Below are 18587 nucleotides of genomic sequence, written 5' to 3'. Positions count from 1 at the left end.
TATGGCGAAACCTAAATCCAGAGAACTTGATCCCGCTACCAAAGCCTATAACGAAGGTCTTCAATACATTACCGAACATCCCATGTTCGCTCCGCTTGCCCTACACGCTCATTTTATTCGCCGGGAAGGTAATCAGTGTCCAGAGCACGGCTGGGCTGTCACCACTAGTGATGGTTTTATTCATGTGCATCCTAAGCGAAGAGGTCTACCGGAGGAATGGGTGTACATTCTTGCCCATGCCTTGCTTCATCTTGGGTTTGGACATTTCCGGGTGATGGAACGTCAGGATCTATGGAATGCGGCATGCGATGCTTTTATTGCAAAATTTCTGTATGACATGAAGCTTGGGCGACCGCCTGCAGGTATGGACGGACGAGTAGAATTGGCTGCTAAAAGCGAAGAAGAGTTGTATGACACCTTCGTGGAGCGGGGGCTCCCTCCTTCCTTCCACAACCTCGGCTCTGCCGGGCACGGATTTCAGGACATGCTCTTGAATTCCCGCGATACGGGCTACTATTGGAGCAACCGTCAAGTGAATTGGCAGGATTGTCTGGGGAAGGGTTTATCCATGGCTGTCACCAGTGCAGTCAATGTGACCGCAGGATACGAAGCATACCTGGGCGCTCAGAAAGAAATCCTCACGCCCGCCCTAAAAGCCCGCAATTGGTTCATCAGCAGTTATCCGCTTATGGGAGCGATGGCTGCCGATTTTACCATTATTGAGGACCCCATTCTATGCAATAGATTGTCCATCACTGTCGCCGCTGTAGATGCCGAGGCCAAAGAAATCTACATGAATCCCGCCGCAGGCCTCGATGAGCAGGAATGCCGGTTTGTGCTGGCGCATGAATTTCTGCATGTCGGGTTAAGACACCATGCCCGCGCTGACGGACGTGATCCGTATTTATGGAATGTGGCCTGTGATTATGTCATCAATCAGTGGTTGATGGAGATGGGATTAGGTGCTTTCCCTAGAATTGGCGGGCTTTATGATCCAGAATTAAAGGGCTTATCTGCCGAATCGATCTATGACCGGATCGTTAACGACCTCAGGTTGTATCGTAAAGTCGCTACCTTTCGGGGAATGGGCCTTGGAGATATCCTACCGCCGAGTAAACCTGATTGGTGGGAGCGGAATGATGGACTTGCCCTTGATGATTTTTACCGTAATTGTCTCAGCCAAGGTCTTGATTATCACTATGATCAGCATCGCGGGCTACTTCCGGCAGGTCTTGTAGAAGAAATTCGTGCATTGTCTCAGCCCCCTATCCTATGGGATATAGAGCTTGCGAAATGGTTCGATCACTACTTCTCTCCAGTGGAAAAGGTTCGGAGTTATTCCAGAATCAGCCGCAGACAATCCTCCACCCCCGACATTCCCAGACCTCGCTGGGTACCAGACGCCGGGGACGAAGATGGCCGTACGTTCGGAGTGGTACTAGACACCTCCGGTTCCATGGATACCAAGCTACTTGGCAAAGCTCTGGGTGCCATCGCCAGCTATAGCTTATCTAGAGATGTTCCACTGGTACGTGTAGTGTTCTGCGACGCTACTGTCTACGACCAAGGGTATCTCGCCCCAGAGGTCATCGCCGATCGCATATCCGTCAAAGGCCGCGGGGGCACCATCCTCCAACCGGGAATCGATCTGCTAGAGCGTGCAGAGGATTTCCCCAAAAACGGCCCCTTGCTGATCATCACAGACGGCTTCTGTGATAGAGTCACCATTCGCCGGGAGCACGCCTTTCTTATTCCCAAGGGACAAAGCTTGCCGTTTGTGCCCAAGGGGAAGGTTTTTCGTATGGATTGAAATGAGAGATTTTAATGAGGTGAACACATGCTTGAAGCATCGCTAACAAGAGGCCTGCATTCGTTAGCAAGGAGATATTGCATAACAAAAATTGATTATTGGGGCAGAAAGTATAGTAGATTAATCGATCAAGGTAGGGATCGGGAACCCGACGGAATTGACCACTCTCTTGAAGCCAAGAAATTATTCCCCAGATATATTGTTTTGAAAGCTATATTAGCTGAATTGGAAAGATATATACCCGAAGACTTTGACTCTTTTTCAAAGGCAAAAGTCAAGATCACTCAAGTTATAAATGAAGCTGTTAGTTTTATGACAAAAGCAAATGACGATGATAATGTTACAAGAAACACAATGTCCGAAGAGAGAAGTAGCTTTGTTTCTTATCTTGAGAATGTATCTGCAGCAAAAGTCATGAGCCAACCACCGTTATTCTACAGACGCAAGTTATCCGTGCCAGAAATTGAATTACTTTGGACTCAACTAAATGATATATGGGCTATAAAAACGAGAGGGCCCTGGATACCACTTGATGGTAGTCAGAATGAACTCACGCTAGCTTTTATGGATGACTACTTTGATTCAGAAGTTGGCTACGAACTACTCCGTAAGTTTTTAAAAGAACATGGGGTTAATCATGTTTATGAGTTAAGGGAATTAGAATTTTCACCTGAATATGAACTGGAGCTCTCAGCATTTACTCCTACTTATGCATTTAATGGGGAGGGTTTCTGGTGTAGTAAAGAAATGGACTGGGTTATCTACGCCTCCCATGAAAATTCAATAACTATTGGCGGAGAATGGCTAATCAACAAAGTAAAAGAGGTTTGGTCAAATTGGGAAAGCAGACTGTGGCTAGACTGGGAGGAAAGATTAGAAAGAGGAATTTAATGATTTCACGGAGGCGAACTCTTTTGGAGACACACAGATGCAATTTAACCAGACTACAACGCAGTGACTACCAAGATGTGAAAAGTCTTTATGTGAACGAACAAGTAAGAACGTACTTGGGTGGAGCAATTCCAGAGGAACATATATTAAACAAATTTTTAGATACATTACAACGTTCTGAGACAGATTCAAATTATTGGACCATTCGGCTGAAACACAATAATGTATTTATAGGTTTAGTTTCTTTGGAACAACATGTTGACGGTCAAGATACTGAGATCTCCTATGAGCTTCTCCCTCATTCTTGGGGCCATGGGTACGCGAAAGAGGCCGTTGACCAAGTCATTACTTACGCATTCAATGAATTGAATTTAAGCAGAGTTATTGCTGAGACTCAAACGGCTAACCATTCATCTTGTAAGCTATTAGAAAGAGTTGGCATGAAATTAGATCGTAAAGTCATAAGATACGGCGCTGAACAAGCGATTTATGGGATTGGTAGAGTATAAGACTAGAACGGAGCGTTAGAATATGAAACGTACGGAGATTTCCTTTGATATTGAGACCGTACCCGCAGCTATCAGGCAATATCTAAAAGGGGCAACCCTTTATGACAGCAGCTCTTCCGAAAATGCAAAAACTCTGTTCGTTTCGGGCAATGAACGTGCTTTTCTGAAAATAAGCGAACGAGACTCGCTTGAACGCGAATATACGATGACCTCTTTTTTACATAACCATCATGTTGCCCCAGATACCATAGCTTATGAATCGGATTCTCACTATGACTATCTGCTTACAGAAGCGGTAAACGGTGAGGATGGAGCAGCCGTACATCACCTAGAGGACCCACGCCGGTTGGTATCCGTGTTCGGGGAATATCTAAGAATGCTGCATTCACTGCCCACTTCGGGATGTCCTTACAACCATAGAACAAAGGGAATTTTAAATGAGGCGCATGTAAAGGGAAGTGACTATAGTCTCTTAAATACGTTTAATTACTCCCCCGCAGACAATGTGATCATTCATGGGGACTACTGCTTGCCGAATATCATCATGGATCACTTTTCGCTTAACGGGTTTATCGATCTGGGATATGGCGGGGTTGGCGATAGACACTACGATTTATATTGGGGAATATGGACGCTGAACTATAATCTAAAGACTGATCAGTATAGAGATTTGTTTTTGGATGCTTATGGGCGCAGTGATATTGATGAAGAGGGATTGAAATACTTTACGGAGTTGGTTCGGTTGACGGAATAAATCCGTGTTCTGAGTTTGACAAAAAAGAGGGGCCATGGCCCCTCTTTTTTTATTATGATTTGCTTGCCGCCTTTCTCTCCCCAATAAGAGAGCTCAACCGCTCAAGCAGATCCCCACCACCCGTTAAAGAGATGGTTCCGACTTTTTCGCAGATCTTCTCTAAGAACTCCAGCTCTTTCAGTCGGAACAATGTCTGGTTCTCGTCCATCAGCTTCGCGGTATTCAGCAGGCTGCGAGTAGATGCCGTCTCTTCCCGGCGAGTGATCAGATTAGCCTGGGCCTTCTTCTCCGCCAATAAAACGGTATTTAGGATCTCCTTCATTTCTCCCGGCAAAATAACATCCTTAACTCCCGCGCTCAGGAATTGTACGCCGAACTCTTCAGCCTTCTCGCTCATACGAGACAGGATGAACGACGCAGCATCCTCCTTCCGTTTCAACAAATCGTCCAATTTAAGCGTTCCGACATACTCCCGCAGCACGAGCTGAAGCTGGATATGAATTTGCTCGTCGAACGATTTCATTTCCAAAGCGCGCAGCGGGTTTACGATCTTATATTGGCAAACGAAGTTCAACCGCAGCGTAACCTTGTCTTCTGTCATGATCTCTTGGCCGATAAGATCCATTTGTTGTTGTCTTAAATCAATCTTTTTGACCATAACCGACACTGGTCCTTTCCAGAAGTAATACTTTCCGGGAGAAACCTCTCGTTGCAGAACGTGATCATAAAATAAAAATCCAGATTCGTTACTTCCGATTTCGAAGGCGTGCACATGGGCGGTGAGCTTCGGTAAAATGGAACGATCTACCTCGGCAGACAGCTCAGGCTGTCTGGTATCTACATGCAAAAAGGTATGTTTTTTAAGTATGTTCCAGAAGGCATAGACACCAGGCTTAAGCAGATGTACGAATTGCCCGTCCTCGTAATGCAGAACATATTCGTGGTCTTGCACCCGTGCGATTTCAAGCTCCCGCACTAGGTCTTCATCATGAAGGAACAACTGCAGGTCTTTTCCCTCTACAATGAAAGGTTTGGCGATATTCAGTACAACAACTGTGCTTTGCAACCACGATAAATAGTTATAAGTTCCTGGAAGGAGTGTCTTCACATAACTTCCTTTATGAAAGAGCAGACCGCGTTGGTCAGCTTGAATGGTTACTTTGTTTAACATCTTCGTTCCCCCTTAATGGTTGCGACCATTGGATGGAGAATCCCACTGTGGCTTTGGCGGAATCTCGTTTTAGCTGGACTTTCCTGCAGTGATCCTCAAGGATATTGGGGAAAAGGCCTAACCAAACTTCAGTCGTCCTTATTTCTCCTCCGTCCAAGCGAATTCCCCGGAGTTTCGTTCCAGCGGTATCCACAGATTACAAAGCCAGCCTACAGTGCGCTCAAACTAGCCGCTAGGGATTCTATCCTTTGGTCTTTCTTTTGCTCAATTTTTGCTCGATTGGAAGTCGAGTATTCTACCAGAATCGCTCCCTAGGCGATTGGGGAATCGAACCCCGAATAGTGGATTCATACCGATCCGGATCATACAGGATACCGTAACATATCATGTACGGCACTGCGGGATAAATCGGATATCCCTGCCTCGTTACGTCCGTCCGAATAAGAACCAATGTGTCTTGCAGGTTCTATAATCGCTCATTTCAACCTAAAGGAACATGGTGAAAGTATTACGACGGGGATAAAGTTTGCCCTTCGAATGATCCCCTTTTGCTTAAGTTGATAGCTGGTATCTTCGATAAAAGTAAAAAAACACCCGTTTTAAAACAGGTGTTTTCCAATTTAAAGTTACTTATTCGTTGACAATCAGTCAGCTCAAATAGATTTTTATATCTGATTCATATTTCTAAAATCCCGTATCTTCAGGTACTAGTAAGACGAGTTGTTCAGTGATTCTGCCAACAAAGATGAAGCTTACGGAGCCTGCCCTCTAACCCCGACCCGGTACTAATAAAACAGATCACATCATATTCTTAAAAAGATGCCAACAACCGGGAGGGTTTTCGTTGAAAAAAGTAAAAGTTAGTCTACGGCCTATTGTTAGTGGGATAAATATGCCTACTGTTTTAAAGACAGCTATCCTTCCGGGAGACTCCGTAGAAAGCTTGTTTATTGTAACCCAGGTCGGAGAGATCTTTTATATTAGGAACGGAGTGATCGGGACATTTTTAGATATTCGCCAGCGAGTCTTAAAACTAGGCACTTCCGGTGGGGGATACGATGAACGAGGGTTGATCGGTCTAGCTTTTCATCCTCAGTTTTACTATAACGGTTTGTTCTATCTCCATTACTCTGTAGCTGGAAGCCAAGGTCCAGTTGCTTTTTCTGAATCTTTTAAGCCTAACCCGTGTGATCCCAGCACTTTAAATCTAAAGTGGGACAATAGAGACGTAAAATATGATCATATCGATACCGTTGAAGAATGGATTCTACAATCGAATGGTCAACCTCAAAAACGGCGCTCATTACTTAATATAAGAAGGCCCTTTTTAAATCATAATGGCATTAATACCTTAAACTTCTCACCTGAAACAGGAAAACTTGTTCTAACGACCGGAGATGGCGGATCAGCCTATGACCCCTTTAATCTAAGCCAGGACATTATGGAAATCGCAGGAAAAGTAATTGAAATTGATGTAGGCATACATACTTTTATTGATAATCCAACCGTTGTTACACGTTTCCATGAGCTGCCCGAACCTATTCAGGAAATGCTTACGGTCATTGCCAAGGGAGGACGTAATCTAACAGGAATTTCATTTCAAAGGTTTAATAATAAGTATATTAAATACGTAGGGAATGTCGGACAGGATCTGGTCGAATCGGTTTTTTCATTCGCTCATTATCAACCCATACCGGTGACTCAGCTTGTTCAAGCTTCTATGATGGGGTCTGCACCTGACCAAGAAGGATTTATTAACTTTGGCTGGCGAGGGTGGGAAGGTGCCTTACCGACTGCCGTACCGAGAGGCTGCCCTGGAAATACGACTTTAAAAGAGAAAAACATTGCCTATTTCGATGAGGCTGTGACTACTTCAGTGCTTCGTCTTCCGCCTTTAATCAGTTATTATCATGAAGATCCCCGCCCAGGCAAGTTTGCAGGAACTGCACTCACAGGAGTTCAGGCCTATAACGGAAATGAAATCCCCGATTTAAAGGGAAGCGTCGTGTTTATCGATCTTGCCCGAAAACAATCAGCGCCTCCTATTAGGGGAGTTTTAGCTTATACCAAGGTAAGAACCGATTGTAAACAAAGTGATTTCAATATTATTGAAACGGATTATAATTTCGGATCGCAAACCGCTTATTACGTTAGTTTAGGAACAAATCTGAATCAATCCCGGCTATTTTTAGGGGTGTATGGTTCGATGAGGGTGGCCGATGCTAACCAAGGCACTATTTTTGAGATTGTTCCATGATTTCTTTAGGAGCTATTATGGAGTCGTGATTTCCATCCTGTTTCTTCAATATCTCATTTTAATAAATGAGAGGCTGCCTCATATTTTTCTTTTGAGGCAACCTCTCTGAATTTCGTTTTTATCTATCCATATCGACTATACCTATACTGCTAATCCGGCTTCAAATCCGTCCTTTATCGCATCAATGGCTTGTTTAACCACTGCGGAGTCTCCCACAACCATCACGTCAATTCCCATATCCTTAAATTCCTGGCTCAACGTATCGACAGGTACAGCCCCTAATGCAAGAATGATAGTATCGAGTTGCTCTACCCGGAGTGGTTCGCCACCCTTTTCATATATCACAGCATCAGGAGTAATTTCCAGCACTTTCGCGGAGGTGATCACCTCTACATGATGTTTATCAATACTTTCAAGCAGGTAGTGGTTATTAAACACAAAGCCATCTTTGGCGATAGCATCCTGCATATCCATCAGAACCACTTGTTTTCCATGTAAGGCAAGATGGTCAGCTGTTTCTGTACCTACCAAACCGCCGCCGATTACTGCCACTCGGTTCCCAACATCTTCCTTACCCGCTAAAACGTCAAAAGCCAGTACCACATTTGGGTTGTCCGCTCCCTTGATGCGAGGAACGATTGGTTTGGCACCAGTGGCAATAATTACAGTATCCGGCTGTTCCTGCAACACCAGGTTGCGATCCACAAGTGCGTTGTAGCTGATTTTTACGTCCAGCTTTTTTAGCTGGTTCTTTTGCCAGATGGTAAAATAGTTAAGCTCCGTTTTGGTAGGAGGAACAGCAGCTAGAAGCCATTGCCCCCCCAGCCTGTCAGACTGCTCATAGAGATGAACATCATGGCCGCGCTGAGCTGCGACGATTGCGGCTTCCATGCCTGCCACACCTCCGCCGGCAATCAATATTTTTTTACGCTGCGCAGCCGGCTCTACAGTAAATTCTTCCTCACGTCCTGTGACAGGATTGACTAAGCAGGAGACTGGGGAATAGGAAGCGGCGCTTTTTACACAGCCCTGTAGACAAGCGACGCAGTAGTTAATATCATCCAGCCGTCCCTCTCTCACTTTGTTAGGAAACTCCGGATCAGCTATAGACGCTCTACCCATGGAGATTAAATCGGCATCACCCGAAGCCAGAATGCTCTCTGCAACAAGCGGATCGTTAATTCGTCCCGCCACTGCTACCGGAACAGATACCACTTTTTTGATCTCCCGGGATAACTCTGCTGCAAAACCATGTGGCAACGCTGCGGGCTGCACGGTATAAGGCGGGGCATCATTGGCTACTGAAACATCCATCATATCGACCCCAGCGTCTTCCATCAATCTTGCCAGAGCAGCGGTATCCCGTATGGTCAAGCCGCCCTCCACATATTCTTCAGCCGAAAACCGGTACAAAATGGGGAATTCACTCCCCACCTGGGCGCGCATATCCTTTAGAATCTCCAGCGCAAGACGAGCCCTGTTTGCAAGGGTACCGCCATATTCATCCGTGCGCTTGTTGCTGGTAGAGGAAAGGAATGAAGCAATGAGGTATCCGGCATGAGCATGTTCGGTAATCATGTCAAAACCGGCCGCTTTGGCACGTCGCGCGGCTTCCCCGTATTGACGTACAATTTCCTGAATTTCCGCGACACTCAGTTCACGCGGCGTTTCTAGACTGCTGATCCCCTTAATGGGCGAGGGTCCTACTGGCTGGGAGCCAGTGATATAACTGCTTGCCGCCCGACCGGCATGGTTGATTTGTATGGAGATTTTGGCACCGGCTGCATGGACTCGCTCTGTCAATCGTGATAGTCCCTCTATGTGATCGTCAGACCAAAGGCCGGGCTGTCCCGGATGTCCTTTTCCCTCCACACACACCACACTCTGCTCTACCGTAATCAGGCCCCAGCCGCCCTTGGCACGAGCCTCGTGGTAGCGGATAAAGCGCTCAGTAACCATACCATCCGGGGTACAGTAGTTTACCACCATGGGTGGAACGATTAGACGGTTTTTCAATTCTACCTGACCTATTTTAATAGGCTGAAACAAATTTTCGTACATAAGTATGCCTCCTATGATGTAATTTACAACAGTCTTAGTGTTTCCCTTTGCTGCGCTCTACCTAGAGCCTGATCTCGATTAAGCATAAACGGTCATGACTGCTATCCTGCTTTACAATGCATACCTAAACACAATATAATGGTGACATTATTCGACATTTCAGCACGGCTTAAATTCCAACAAATTGTAAAGGTAAACAATATGAACGTGAAGAAGCATCTGTATAATGCCATATTTGATTTAATGCAGGATCACCGCATCGATCAAATCTCCACCGACATGATTCTGAAAAAAAGCGATCTATCACGTGCGACGTTTTATCGTTATTTTAAAGATAAATACGATTTGATGAACTGGTACTACGCTTCCTATATAAAAGAAGAACTCTTTCACTCCGAAGATAGCTGGGAGCAGATATGCAACAAATCCGCTGAGTTCATTTACGAGCGAAAGCCCTTTTTCCAGAACGCCATAAAATACAAAGGACAAAACTCATTTATTGAGTTTATACAAAAGTATTACCAGGATTTTTGCACCGCCACTTATGTTTCAAGAAACAAAACTCAAGAAATATCCACGGAGCTTAAATTCGCAATTGATTATCATTGCGCAGGCACCGTTCAGATCCTCATTAGCTGGGTAAATTCGGATATGGAGCTCTCTCCGCAGGAATTAGCAGAGTTACTTTGCAACAATATGCCTGATATTCTAAAAAGCGGACTTAATGCAGCTGCACAACCACATAACTGATTCAGTTCCTGTTACTCTATGGTTGTAATTGTGACATTTTTCACATAATTGGCCGCAGCTGCTGTGTCCGCACATCATACGCGCAAGGGCTGATTACCTCCTTTTCTAAGGGTGTCTTCCACCTTTCGAATGGGTTCAATATACAATTCTGTGCCGTGAGCAATTCCAGTCTATTCCGTTATGTAACCTATTAAAAGAAACAAATTAACGCTTTTGTTTCTTTTAATACAAAACACTTATTTTGTATTTCCGAACTTGTAATCTTTTTAGCAGAGAAAGAGCCGAGGAAAAACAGGAGGGAATCCCCGCTTCTCGCTCGGCTCGTAACATGACTTTTTAGGCATTGATATGACTGAAATTGGTATTTAGGCAGAAAATAAACCGCCAGCAATCACTCGATTTATTTCATAGGTTTAATTAACTCATTCCCATGAACATCTAATAATTCGTAAGCCTGACCTACCATTTCTTTATCCTTGCCGTACAAGGGATTAGTCTTATCCCATACCCCACTTCTGGTTGTCATATAATTCAATTGATGTACCATGAATTCCGAATTACATAGTACTATAGCCTTTTTGCTGCACGTTATCACACTCTGTTGAAGCAAAACCGCTTTCTCAACTACTTCAGGAGAAAAAACAACAGGATCGCCGTCCGATGCTTTCATGTCTCTGTGATCAACGAAAACACTTAATTCTCCCTCCGCAAAGTTAGAGACAATGCCTCTCCATATTTTCGATACATAATCCACATTTGCTCCGGTTAGTAATCCTTGTATCTGGATAGTAAGTAACTTTTGGTCACAGTCCAAATGATACTTGAATCGTTCGGAGATTGGGACTTCAACATCTTTCTTTAAAAAAGCAGGATTGCTTGAAAACCGCTCACTTGAAAACAAGTAATTCATTGGGACGTTAAGCCCGTCTGCAATCTTCTCGATATTAACTAAGCTGATGTTACGCATACCACGTTCCACCCCACTTATATATGTCCGATCCAGTTCGGAGCGATGCGCCAGCAGTTCTTGCGAGATCCCGCTACGCGCACGCAGTTCCTTAACCCTGTTTCCAAACTCAGCAAGTATATCCATACAACAACCTCCAACAGCCTCTTCTATATGTAAAATAAAGATTTGATTATGCATGCTTGAAATACTTTTGGGGAAATTCAATCTATGTGACTTATAGTCCGTGGAATGATTAATCATTCATACCCTATACTTAGTTCAGTTGATTTATAAGACAATCAGGAGGAATACATAATGTTCACAATCAATTACGATCAAGAAAAGAATAGGCTGTATATCAAAATCTACTCGGTTACCAAGGATAATGCTCAACAATATGTCGATGAACTTACCGACAACCTTAAAAAAGCACAACCTGGATTTACTGCCATTGGTGATTTATCCGAAGCCAAAGTTCTCTCCCAAGATGTAGCGCAAGAACTATCCACCTCCAATGAACTTGTCGTAAAGTACGGACTTTCAACGGAGAAGAGTTGGGCCACTGTCACAACTAGCTCAATTTATAGAATGCAACAGAAAAGGATGTTTGGAGGATTCATCAAGTTCTTCGATACTGTTGAAGATGCTCAGGCTTACCTTGATGGTCCGGAAACAAATTAATATAAAATATTCATTAGCGAATAAACCGCCCGATGTGGCGGTTTTTTTCATTGGTGCTTGCTAAATTCAGTTCGGATATCCACAGGCTCATAACTCACTGACCTTAATAGACCCTCTATGCTAAATATCGGCGAGATAGGTCAAAAGTTGTAGATTTTTGTCGTTTATTAGTAGATATGACTTAAAGGCCGACTTTATCCATGTCTTCAGCAAAAGGCTCAGACAAGCGTCCGGTTATCCGCCAGGTAAGCTTCGCTGCCGTAGCAGGATGATTTAAGATAGAAAACGGCGCTGCATCAGTGCAGCGCCGCCGTACCATTTTCCAGTTTGATCACAGCATCCAGCCAATCTCCCTGTAGGCCCTCTAATGCGCCTGAAAAGATAGCGACTGTGCCAGGTGTCATTTCGTACAACGCCTCTAGCAGCAGGAAACGAATCTCGATATCCATACCATAGAGAGGCTCATCCAGCAGCAGAAACCAAGGATCAGCAAGCATAGCCTGCACAATCATAAGTCGTTGCTTGTTGCCGCCTGACAACCGCTGAACAAGCGTCTTCCACTCGGCAGAAAGCCCGAGTCGTTCACATAGCTCGCGAGATCGCTCCTCAATGATTGCCCGTGGCATCAGCTTCATCTCACCCACATAACGCAAGTATGCCTCGACGGTCATATTGTCATAGTACGCTGCCTGCTGGGGCTTGTAGCCTAGATAAGGCTTGAAAGCATTCCCTGATAACGCCATGCCATGAATCTGATAGATAATCCGGCCGCGTGCAGGCTGGTATAGGCCAGCTATCGTTTTGAGCAATGCTGTTTTTCCGCTGCCATTAGCGCCCTCCAGACCATACCAGCCTGGCGGTAGAGTCAGATTCACATCCCCTAGCAGCAAATGACCATTATCTGCATGAAGTTCGACCCCCGTCAGTTTCAGCTCAGCTCCTCGCACCGCTTTTCCCTCCTATTCATATTGCTTGTAATAATGCCGATGGCGTAGCAACAGGCTTGTACAAACACCAAGCGCTACTGCCAGGCTAACAGCAACAAGCTTGCTTGCAAGCCAGTGAGCAGATCCGTATTCGCTGAACAGTTGAAACACGCCAAGCCTCTCGCCTGCGGAAAACTGGATGACGCCCACTGCGAGCACAGCTGCGGTACCAGGCCATGTCCCGAAGCGAAGCATCGCAGCCAGCGCTGCGAACGTGCTCAGGCAGATCGGCAGTAATAGATCTGTAATTAGTACAGCAGTACCAGATCCGAATTCACTGCTGGTACCTGTCATGACCAGTATTCCATAAAACAACAGCGCTAGAAGGAGGTCATACAGTAGTATAGTTCCTATTCTGGCCACCATAAGCTTTACCGACGTAACAGGAAAGGTCGCCTCAAGCTCACTCATTGGCGTATGCATAGACCTAAGTGAATAGGCCACACTGGCTATAGAAAGCAACAGAATCGTAAAGAGGAATACATCCGGTTTGGCCGGGCTATTAAACCATGCATTTGCAGCCAGCCGCTCGATGGCTGCTCCTGTGCCAACCATAAGCGCTGATATAATCCAGAACAGCCAATGCATCGTCCTTGCCTGGGCTGCCATACGCTGCATAAGTCTTACAAGCAAAGACATTTGGACAACTGGTTGCCGCCCAGGTTTGTCATGCCTTGCCACTCGCCTGGATAAGGGTCCGGCAATCTTCCGCTCAGGCTGTGTAGCATATGCAGCGGCTAGCGCCAGCAGGGATTTGGTCTGCTGGCCGCTAGGGCCGTCAACGGTATAGCGATTCAATTGATTGAATACGGCTCCGAACGGGTCATGCTCCCATTCATCCGCTGCTGCTTCGCCCTTTTCCTCCAGCCGCCGCTGCTCCTGTAATTCTCTATGCAGTTGACTGTCGCGACTGCTGTTATTGGCGTTCCCGCTTCCGGAAATGTAGCTCATCCTGATCCTCCCCTTTCTGCAATGTATCAGCTAGCCGCCTGAATGCCCGATACAGCTTGGACTTAACCGTCCCAAGCGGTATTTCCAGCAGCTCAGCTATTTCATCCAGCTTGAGATCCTCGTAAAAACGCAAAATAACAATTTGCCGCTCCTCCTCAGGTAAAGCGCCAAGGGCAGCAATGACGGCTTCCCGCTCATACTGCTTGTCTAAAAAAGACGCTACCGTATCTTTACCACCATCAGCCGCATCATACACTCCGGTATCCTTAGCCGCCACTTCATAACGATAAGCCCCAGACTTCCATACATCACGGCACAGATTCGTCGCGATTCGATAAATCCATGGTCGAAACCGTTCAGGCAACCGGCCTGCTTGTAAAGCCGTGAATACTCTGACAAAGCACTCTTGCACCAAATCTTCCGCGAGCTGACGCTTGCTGGTCAGACGGTATAAATACGCATAGATGATCTGATGATACCGATAGACGAACAATTCCAGCACGGCAGTATTCCCTTGCTTGTATTGCGCGAGCAGTTGCTCATCCGTAACAACAGTCCTGCTGTCCACTTGACCCCCTCCTTTCTCACTCGGCACTATTGCTTGCGCACGAGCCAACCTCTGCCTCTCCTTAATAGAAACAAACAGCAGAAGAGCAGTATTCCAGCTGACACAAATAATGCAATGGCATTGTGAGATTGATCTGCGAACCGGCTCACCGGCCAGACGGCTTGAAATAAATAATAACGATTGAGCGGCATACTGGACATAAAATACTCTAGCAGCCACACCGTTGCCCCCACTCCCAGCCCGACAGTCATATTGCGCCCGAGCAGACTACCTAATGCCGCCAGACCGCTGACAAACATATTCACACCGAGACTATGTTTGATTATGTAAGCCAGCTGTGCCGCACTTAAAGTGATCACCCAGCGGTCAATGGCCCAGAGCAACGCTGCTTCATAGATGACAAGTAATAGCGCAGCGACCGTTATCCGCTCGGCGAACACGAGTACCTCTGAATACGGATAGCTGAAATGGTGGGCAAAAGTACCCTCACTGAAATCATCGGCGAACAAGCCCGCACTCAAGGCAATCGCAAGTAAGGGCAGAACAAAAATAAAAGCCACTTTGACTTGATAAAAACCTGGAGCTCGCAGCACCATTGGCAGTATGAGGCAACCAGCTGCTATTAAAGCTGCAATAACAGCTATAGCAATCAAGTAGCCTCCCCATAGTATGCGCCATGCATATTTTGCACGGGACAACAGGATGAGGGCGACCTTCATTTTCCTCCCTCCATTTTCCTTTGCAAATAGCTTCGCAGAAGCTCTTCCATTTGCTCATCGCTATCCTCGCCTAGCTGCTCTGTGCCGATACTGTTATAGACGAGCTTGATGACTTCGTATACACTTTCGATGCCGTACTGACTGTATATGTTGCTCATAAGGTCATTAACCTGATTCGGTCTGCCGTCTAAAACTGAGTTACCAGGTTCGAGCAATGGACCAGGCAGTTCCTCTCCCGCCACCTTGCGCTCGATATAGGCCTGAAAAAAGTTGTTCAATATATATTGGCTGTTAAAATAGTACAATCTCGCATTGCTAATCTTTCTGCGTTTGGCACTGTAATCAAGCCAGTATTGGCCCGTTCTCAGTTGTATGTTCCCGTTTTTTCCTTGTTCAATTTCCGCCCCAAAATAATCGAACAAGGAAAAAGAAGATGAAATAGATACAAAATGGGTATCGCGAGCTTCCGGACCTGCCACTGCTGCATCTACCATACCCCTGGTTTTCAAACTAGACTCATTCAAACTATAAAACGGGTAATCGGCAAGCGCCATCGTGACCGTCTGGGGAAAGCTCGTTGCAGCTTTTCCATCCAGCATTTCCAAGGTATGCGCTGCTTCGACGTATTGCTTGGCTGCGAGCTGAGCTGCTTCCTCGACAGAACGGGCAGGCAATTGACCGGATGTCAGCAGACGCAACGTCTTGCCGCCTGCTGTCGCTTGTGCAAGATGCAGATCGCCCCCAAATAATGTAAGTCCACTTGTTTCATCCACCTCCAAGCGCGTTACTGAAGCCCCCTTTTCTCCAGCCTTCTCACTAGTAACGAGAGAGGCGTTGGAGAACAGTTTCAAGCCACTTGGCCCTGTTATGGCAACCTCAAAGCCCGCCATAGGGCGCGGTAATTGTGTGCCCAGAATATCTGTAGCGTGGCGCCCCCATTCGTAGTGATCGGTAAGCAATTCCGATAGCCGGCTATTGCCGATAACAGGGTACCAGCCGTAGAAGGCTGGCAGGAACAGCCTGTTATCGTCGACAACAGCGATCTGCTCCCATCGATCCCTGCTAGGAGCAGCGGAATAATAATGCCGCCAATCATTTAGGGTACCGCGATACGTCATCTCGATCTCCAGATGCTCGCCTGGCATAACGTCCGTATCAGGAGTGATCCATAGTACATCTGTAGCCTTTTCCCACTCAAAGGCAGCAGCACTACCGTTCACCTTCATTTCTTGTACGTCAAATATATGTCGTAGCATGATGGGGAATCGCCCTAGCTTATCCGCTTGTCCATTTCTCGCTTGCATCGTCGCCTGTATTTCCAGCCCATGACGCGGAAGTAATTCCAGCTCCAGCTTATAACTGTTAATGTGCAGATCCTGGAACTTCATTCCGACAAGCAGATCTTTAATATGCGATACCGAGAGCGGATTGCTGGTAATCCCCTCTGTATTAATGGTGATACGAGACATTTTCTCAATATCCGCCTCCGTATATTTGCCCGCTGCAAATCCAGCAACGAACAATTGCTCCAATTCACGCTGTTGCGTTATCTCATTGGCTGAAGTAAGACGTTCGCCATAGAAACGTTCATTGGCATCCGCAATACCGACCCGTTCCTGCAAATGTCCATACATCGCACTACCTGCCCATAACAATGCTGCACCCAGAACCAGCATCGTGGGGTAGATCAGCCATGCCATGCCCCGTTCCCGCCTGCGCCTACATACTATAAGTAGCACAGCCAAGGCCATTCCTGCCGCTATAGCAGCAACCATGCTGCGATGCAGCCAAAATGCCGGATCATAGATGAATCCCCACATACGTGAATAGGAACTACCAATATATTTGACTAGTGAATAATCGAACCAAATCTGCAAATGAGGGGGTAATGAAAAAGCAGGACGATCGGTCTTAAAAAATTCCGGTAAAATGATTGCCAACCCCAACAACAGAACGAAGCTGATCAGATAACTGTATCGCTTGCGGATAAGGATGCCTACCAAGTAGGCAATTACAGTTGCCAATAACATCGGGATAGCAAAGGAAGCCAATACAGCGCAGGTATACCATTCACGCATTCCCCATGAGCTGCCATCATTTACGACCAGCCATACATAAGCCCCCAGCGGCACTAGCGCAGCTGTTAACGGAAGCGTTATTGCACAGAGCAATCGTGCAGCCTCCATTTCCCATGTCCGATACGGAAAAGTGGCCATCATGGACGCTGTCTTCCATTCTTCGTCACGCTGTGCAATGGCCGTTGCCAGTAAAGGCAAAATAATGATGGCCGCACGGCAATACACCTCAGAAATGTCCATCACGTATACTGCACGATCCAATTGTGCATCGACGGTCTTTATCATCAAATACAAAATGCCTGCCATAGCTGCCAACATCAGATACAAGCCCGGGCCGCGCCGTAGCAGCTTGCACTCGGTTTTGTAATAGTGAATCAGGCTCATTGGCTGTTCCCCGCTCTCATGACCGCGATATATCCGTCCTCCAGCCCTGCCGTTGCTTGTTCTGCTCCAGGCAACGGCATAGAGCTGGCAAGAACTCGCACCTCGTACCCGGCTCCCGAACGCCTCGCCGTCACGATAGCTGCGGCTTTCTTGAGCTCAGCGAGCTTCTCATCACCCACCTGAACCGTCCATACTTGTCCATGCACACGCTGGAGCAATTGGTCTTGCGTACCGTGAAATACGATGCGCCCCCCGCTCATAATCGCCATACTCTGACAGTTATTATCAATATCGGCGACGACATGTGTAGACAACAGCACAGTTCGATCTTTGCCCAATTCGGCCAGCATATCACGAAATCGCATGCGTTCTTCCGGATCTAGCCCTGCCGTCGGCTCGTCCACAATAATGAACTGCGGATCTCCAAGCAACGCCTGGGCAATACCGATACGCTGCCGCATCCCGCCAGAATATTTGCCTATACGCACATGGCGCTTCTCTTCTAGATTGACTTTGCGTAGCATATCAGCTACTGCTTCCTTCCGTACTTTGCTATTTGTAATACCCTTCATGGACGCCACATAATCGAGATATTCCGCCCCTGTCAGCTTACGATAAACCCCAAACTCCTGTGGCAGATAGCCAAGCAAGCCACGAATTTCACGTTCATCGCGCCCAAGCTTGCAAGAACCGATTTGTACATCTCCCGATGTTTTCGGTATTACTGTCGCCAATATTTGCATCAACGTTGATTTCCCCGCCCCATTGGGCCCAAGCAAGCCGAACATTCCCGTGCCTAGTGTCAGGTTAATACCATTCAGCACTTCTTTGCTACCATATTTTTTGCATAATTGCTGGATTACTACTTGCATGATTGGCTGCCCCCATTCGTACTTGGCCAACTCCCGCGCGCACGAGTAGATTGTCGAACAGTATAACGACGCTCCCTGCTAAAAAGTTTAAAAAAGGTAACCATTTTTTCCAAAACGCTAGCTTGAGATGAAGTCCATATTCCTCAGGCCGGAGATTTGCCGCTGGCTTCCTTCAGATTCCACCTCACGGCAGACA

General features: G+C 46.4%; 16 protein-coding genes. 7 read left to right on the top strand and 9 right to left on the bottom strand.

Going from position 1 to position 18587, the window contains the following annotated elements; genetic code table 11:
* Position 1 precedes the first annotated feature (1 nt).
* Genes ACFRAM_RS20475 through ACFRAM_RS20460 form a run of 4 tightly spaced genes read left to right on the top strand, consistent with a single transcriptional unit; the run spans position 2 to position 3964 of the window.
* Positions 2–1810, top strand: coding sequence for a DUF2201 family putative metallopeptidase (locus tag ACFRAM_RS20475; protein ID WP_379467557.1), 1809 nt, complete (start codon positions 2–4; stop codon positions 1808–1810).
* Between the two features lie 27 nt (positions 1811–1837).
* Positions 1838–2701: a hypothetical protein gene (locus ACFRAM_RS20470; protein ID WP_379467555.1), complete on the top strand. Its 864-nt coding sequence runs from the start codon at positions 1838–1840 to the stop codon at positions 2699–2701.
* Between the two features lie 23 nt (positions 2702–2724).
* Positions 2725–3210: a GNAT family N-acetyltransferase gene (locus ACFRAM_RS20465; protein ID WP_379467553.1), complete on the top strand. Its 486-nt coding sequence runs from the start codon at positions 2725–2727 to the stop codon at positions 3208–3210.
* Positions 3211–3232: 22 nt separating this feature from the next.
* The gene (locus ACFRAM_RS20460; protein WP_379467551.1) at positions 3233–3964 is read left to right on the top strand and encodes an aminoglycoside 3'-phosphotransferase; all 732 of its coding nucleotides are present in this window, start codon (positions 3233–3235) and stop codon (positions 3962–3964) included.
* A 52-nt stretch (positions 3965–4016) separates the two neighbouring features.
* On the opposite strand, the gene ACFRAM_RS20455 is transcribed toward ACFRAM_RS20460, so the two are convergent.
* Positions 4017–5135 (bottom strand): slipin family protein, encoded by a 1119-nt coding sequence (locus ACFRAM_RS20455; protein WP_379467549.1) that lies wholly within the window; start codon positions 5133–5135, stop codon positions 4017–4019.
* 844 nt (positions 5136–5979) lie between these two features.
* Between ACFRAM_RS20455 and ACFRAM_RS20450 the strand changes: the two genes are divergently transcribed.
* Positions 5980–7392, top strand: coding sequence for a PQQ-dependent sugar dehydrogenase (locus ACFRAM_RS20450; RefSeq protein ID WP_379467547.1), 1413 nt, complete (start codon positions 5980–5982; stop codon positions 7390–7392).
* A gap of 141 nt (positions 7393–7533) precedes the next feature.
* Here the strand turns inward: ACFRAM_RS20450 and ACFRAM_RS20445 are convergent, their stop codons facing one another.
* Positions 7534–9453: an oxidoreductase gene (locus tag ACFRAM_RS20445; protein ID WP_379467545.1), complete on the bottom strand. Its 1920-nt coding sequence runs from the start codon at positions 9451–9453 to the stop codon at positions 7534–7536.
* Between the two features lie 207 nt (positions 9454–9660).
* Between ACFRAM_RS20445 and ACFRAM_RS20440 the strand changes: the two genes are divergently transcribed.
* Positions 9661–10203: a TetR/AcrR family transcriptional regulator C-terminal domain-containing protein gene (locus tag ACFRAM_RS20440; RefSeq protein WP_379467543.1), complete on the top strand. Its 543-nt coding sequence runs from the start codon at positions 9661–9663 to the stop codon at positions 10201–10203.
* 400 nt (positions 10204–10603) lie between these two features.
* Here ACFRAM_RS20440 and ACFRAM_RS20435 read toward each other — a convergent pair whose 3' ends face one another.
* The gene (locus tag ACFRAM_RS20435; RefSeq protein WP_379467541.1) at positions 10604–11296 is read right to left on the bottom strand and encodes a helix-turn-helix domain-containing protein; all 693 of its coding nucleotides are present in this window, start codon (positions 11294–11296) and stop codon (positions 10604–10606) included.
* Between the two features lie 171 nt (positions 11297–11467).
* Between ACFRAM_RS20435 and ACFRAM_RS20430 the strand changes: the two genes are divergently transcribed.
* Entirely contained in the window at positions 11468–11833 is a 366-nt protein-coding gene (locus ACFRAM_RS20430; RefSeq protein WP_379467539.1) for a hypothetical protein, read from the top strand.
* Positions 11834–12129: 296 nt separating this feature from the next.
* Here the strand turns inward: ACFRAM_RS20430 and ACFRAM_RS20425 are convergent, their stop codons facing one another.
* Genes ACFRAM_RS20425 through ACFRAM_RS20400 form a run of 6 tightly spaced genes read right to left on the bottom strand, consistent with a single transcriptional unit; the run spans position 12130 to position 18391 of the window.
* Entirely contained in the window at positions 12130–12780 is a 651-nt protein-coding gene (locus ACFRAM_RS20425) for an ATP-binding cassette domain-containing protein (RefSeq protein WP_379467537.1), read from the bottom strand.
* Positions 12781–12792: 12 nt separating this feature from the next.
* Positions 12793–13770: a hypothetical protein gene (locus ACFRAM_RS20420; RefSeq protein ID WP_379467535.1), complete on the bottom strand. Its 978-nt coding sequence runs from the start codon at positions 13768–13770 to the stop codon at positions 12793–12795.
* The gene (locus ACFRAM_RS20415; protein WP_379467533.1) at positions 13736–14338 is read right to left on the bottom strand and encodes an RNA polymerase sigma factor; all 603 of its coding nucleotides are present in this window, start codon (positions 14336–14338) and stop codon (positions 13736–13738) included. The genes ACFRAM_RS20420 and ACFRAM_RS20415 overlap by 35 nt, the downstream gene beginning before the upstream one ends.
* A 26-nt stretch (positions 14339–14364) precedes the next feature.
* Complete coding sequence (locus ACFRAM_RS20410) at positions 14365–15057, bottom strand: hypothetical protein (RefSeq protein WP_379467531.1); 693 nt, start codon at positions 15055–15057, stop codon at positions 14365–14367.
* Positions 15054–17519, bottom strand: coding sequence for a M1 aminopeptidase family protein (locus tag ACFRAM_RS20405; RefSeq protein ID WP_379467529.1), 2466 nt, complete (start codon positions 17517–17519; stop codon positions 15054–15056). The genes ACFRAM_RS20410 and ACFRAM_RS20405 overlap by 4 nt, the downstream gene beginning before the upstream one ends.
* Positions 17516–18391, bottom strand: coding sequence for an ABC transporter ATP-binding protein (locus ACFRAM_RS20400; protein WP_379467527.1), 876 nt, complete (start codon positions 18389–18391; stop codon positions 17516–17518). Before ACFRAM_RS20400 ends, ACFRAM_RS20405 begins: the two co-directional genes overlap by 4 nt.
* Between the last annotated feature and the right edge of the window lie 196 nt (positions 18392–18587).

The organism is Paenibacillus sp. NPDC056722 (assembly GCF_042790635.1).
In the GTDB taxonomy this organism is placed as follows: Bacteria; Bacillota; Bacilli; order Paenibacillales; family Paenibacillaceae; genus Paenibacillus_AQ; species Paenibacillus_AQ agri.
The sequence above is the reverse complement of the archived record's forward strand: the minus strand, read 5'-3'. Positions and strand labels throughout refer to the sequence as shown.

Coding starts and splice junctions, on each gene's coding strand:
- ACFRAM_RS20420 (WP_379467535.1), bottom strand. CDS start 13,770: ATGAGCTACATTTCCGGAAGCGGGAACGCCAATAACAGCAGTCGCGAC.
- ACFRAM_RS20475 (WP_379467557.1), top strand. CDS start 2: ATGGCGAAACCTAAATCCAGAGAACTTGATCCCGCTACCAAAGCCTAT.
- ACFRAM_RS20455 (WP_379467549.1), bottom strand. CDS start 5,135: ATGTTAAACAAAGTAACCATTCAAGCTGACCAACGCGGTCTGCTCTTT.
- ACFRAM_RS20470 (WP_379467555.1), top strand. CDS start 1,838: ATGCTTGAAGCATCGCTAACAAGAGGCCTGCATTCGTTAGCAAGGAGA.
- ACFRAM_RS20460 (WP_379467551.1), top strand. CDS start 3,233: ATGAAACGTACGGAGATTTCCTTTGATATTGAGACCGTACCCGCAGCT.
- ACFRAM_RS20410 (WP_379467531.1), bottom strand. CDS start 15,057: ATGAAGGTCGCCCTCATCCTGTTGTCCCGTGCAAAATATGCATGGCGC.
- ACFRAM_RS20445 (WP_379467545.1), bottom strand. CDS start 9,453: ATGTACGAAAATTTGTTTCAGCCTATTAAAATAGGTCAGGTAGAATTG.
- ACFRAM_RS20435 (WP_379467541.1), bottom strand. CDS start 11,296: ATGGATATACTTGCTGAGTTTGGAAACAGGGTTAAGGAACTGCGTGCG.
- ACFRAM_RS20430 (WP_379467539.1), top strand. CDS start 11,468: ATGTTCACAATCAATTACGATCAAGAAAAGAATAGGCTGTATATCAAA.
- ACFRAM_RS20405 (WP_379467529.1), bottom strand. CDS start 17,519: ATGAGCCTGATTCACTATTACAAAACCGAGTGCAAGCTGCTACGGCGC.
- ACFRAM_RS20400 (WP_379467527.1), bottom strand. CDS start 18,391: ATGCAAGTAGTAATCCAGCAATTATGCAAAAAATATGGTAGCAAAGAA.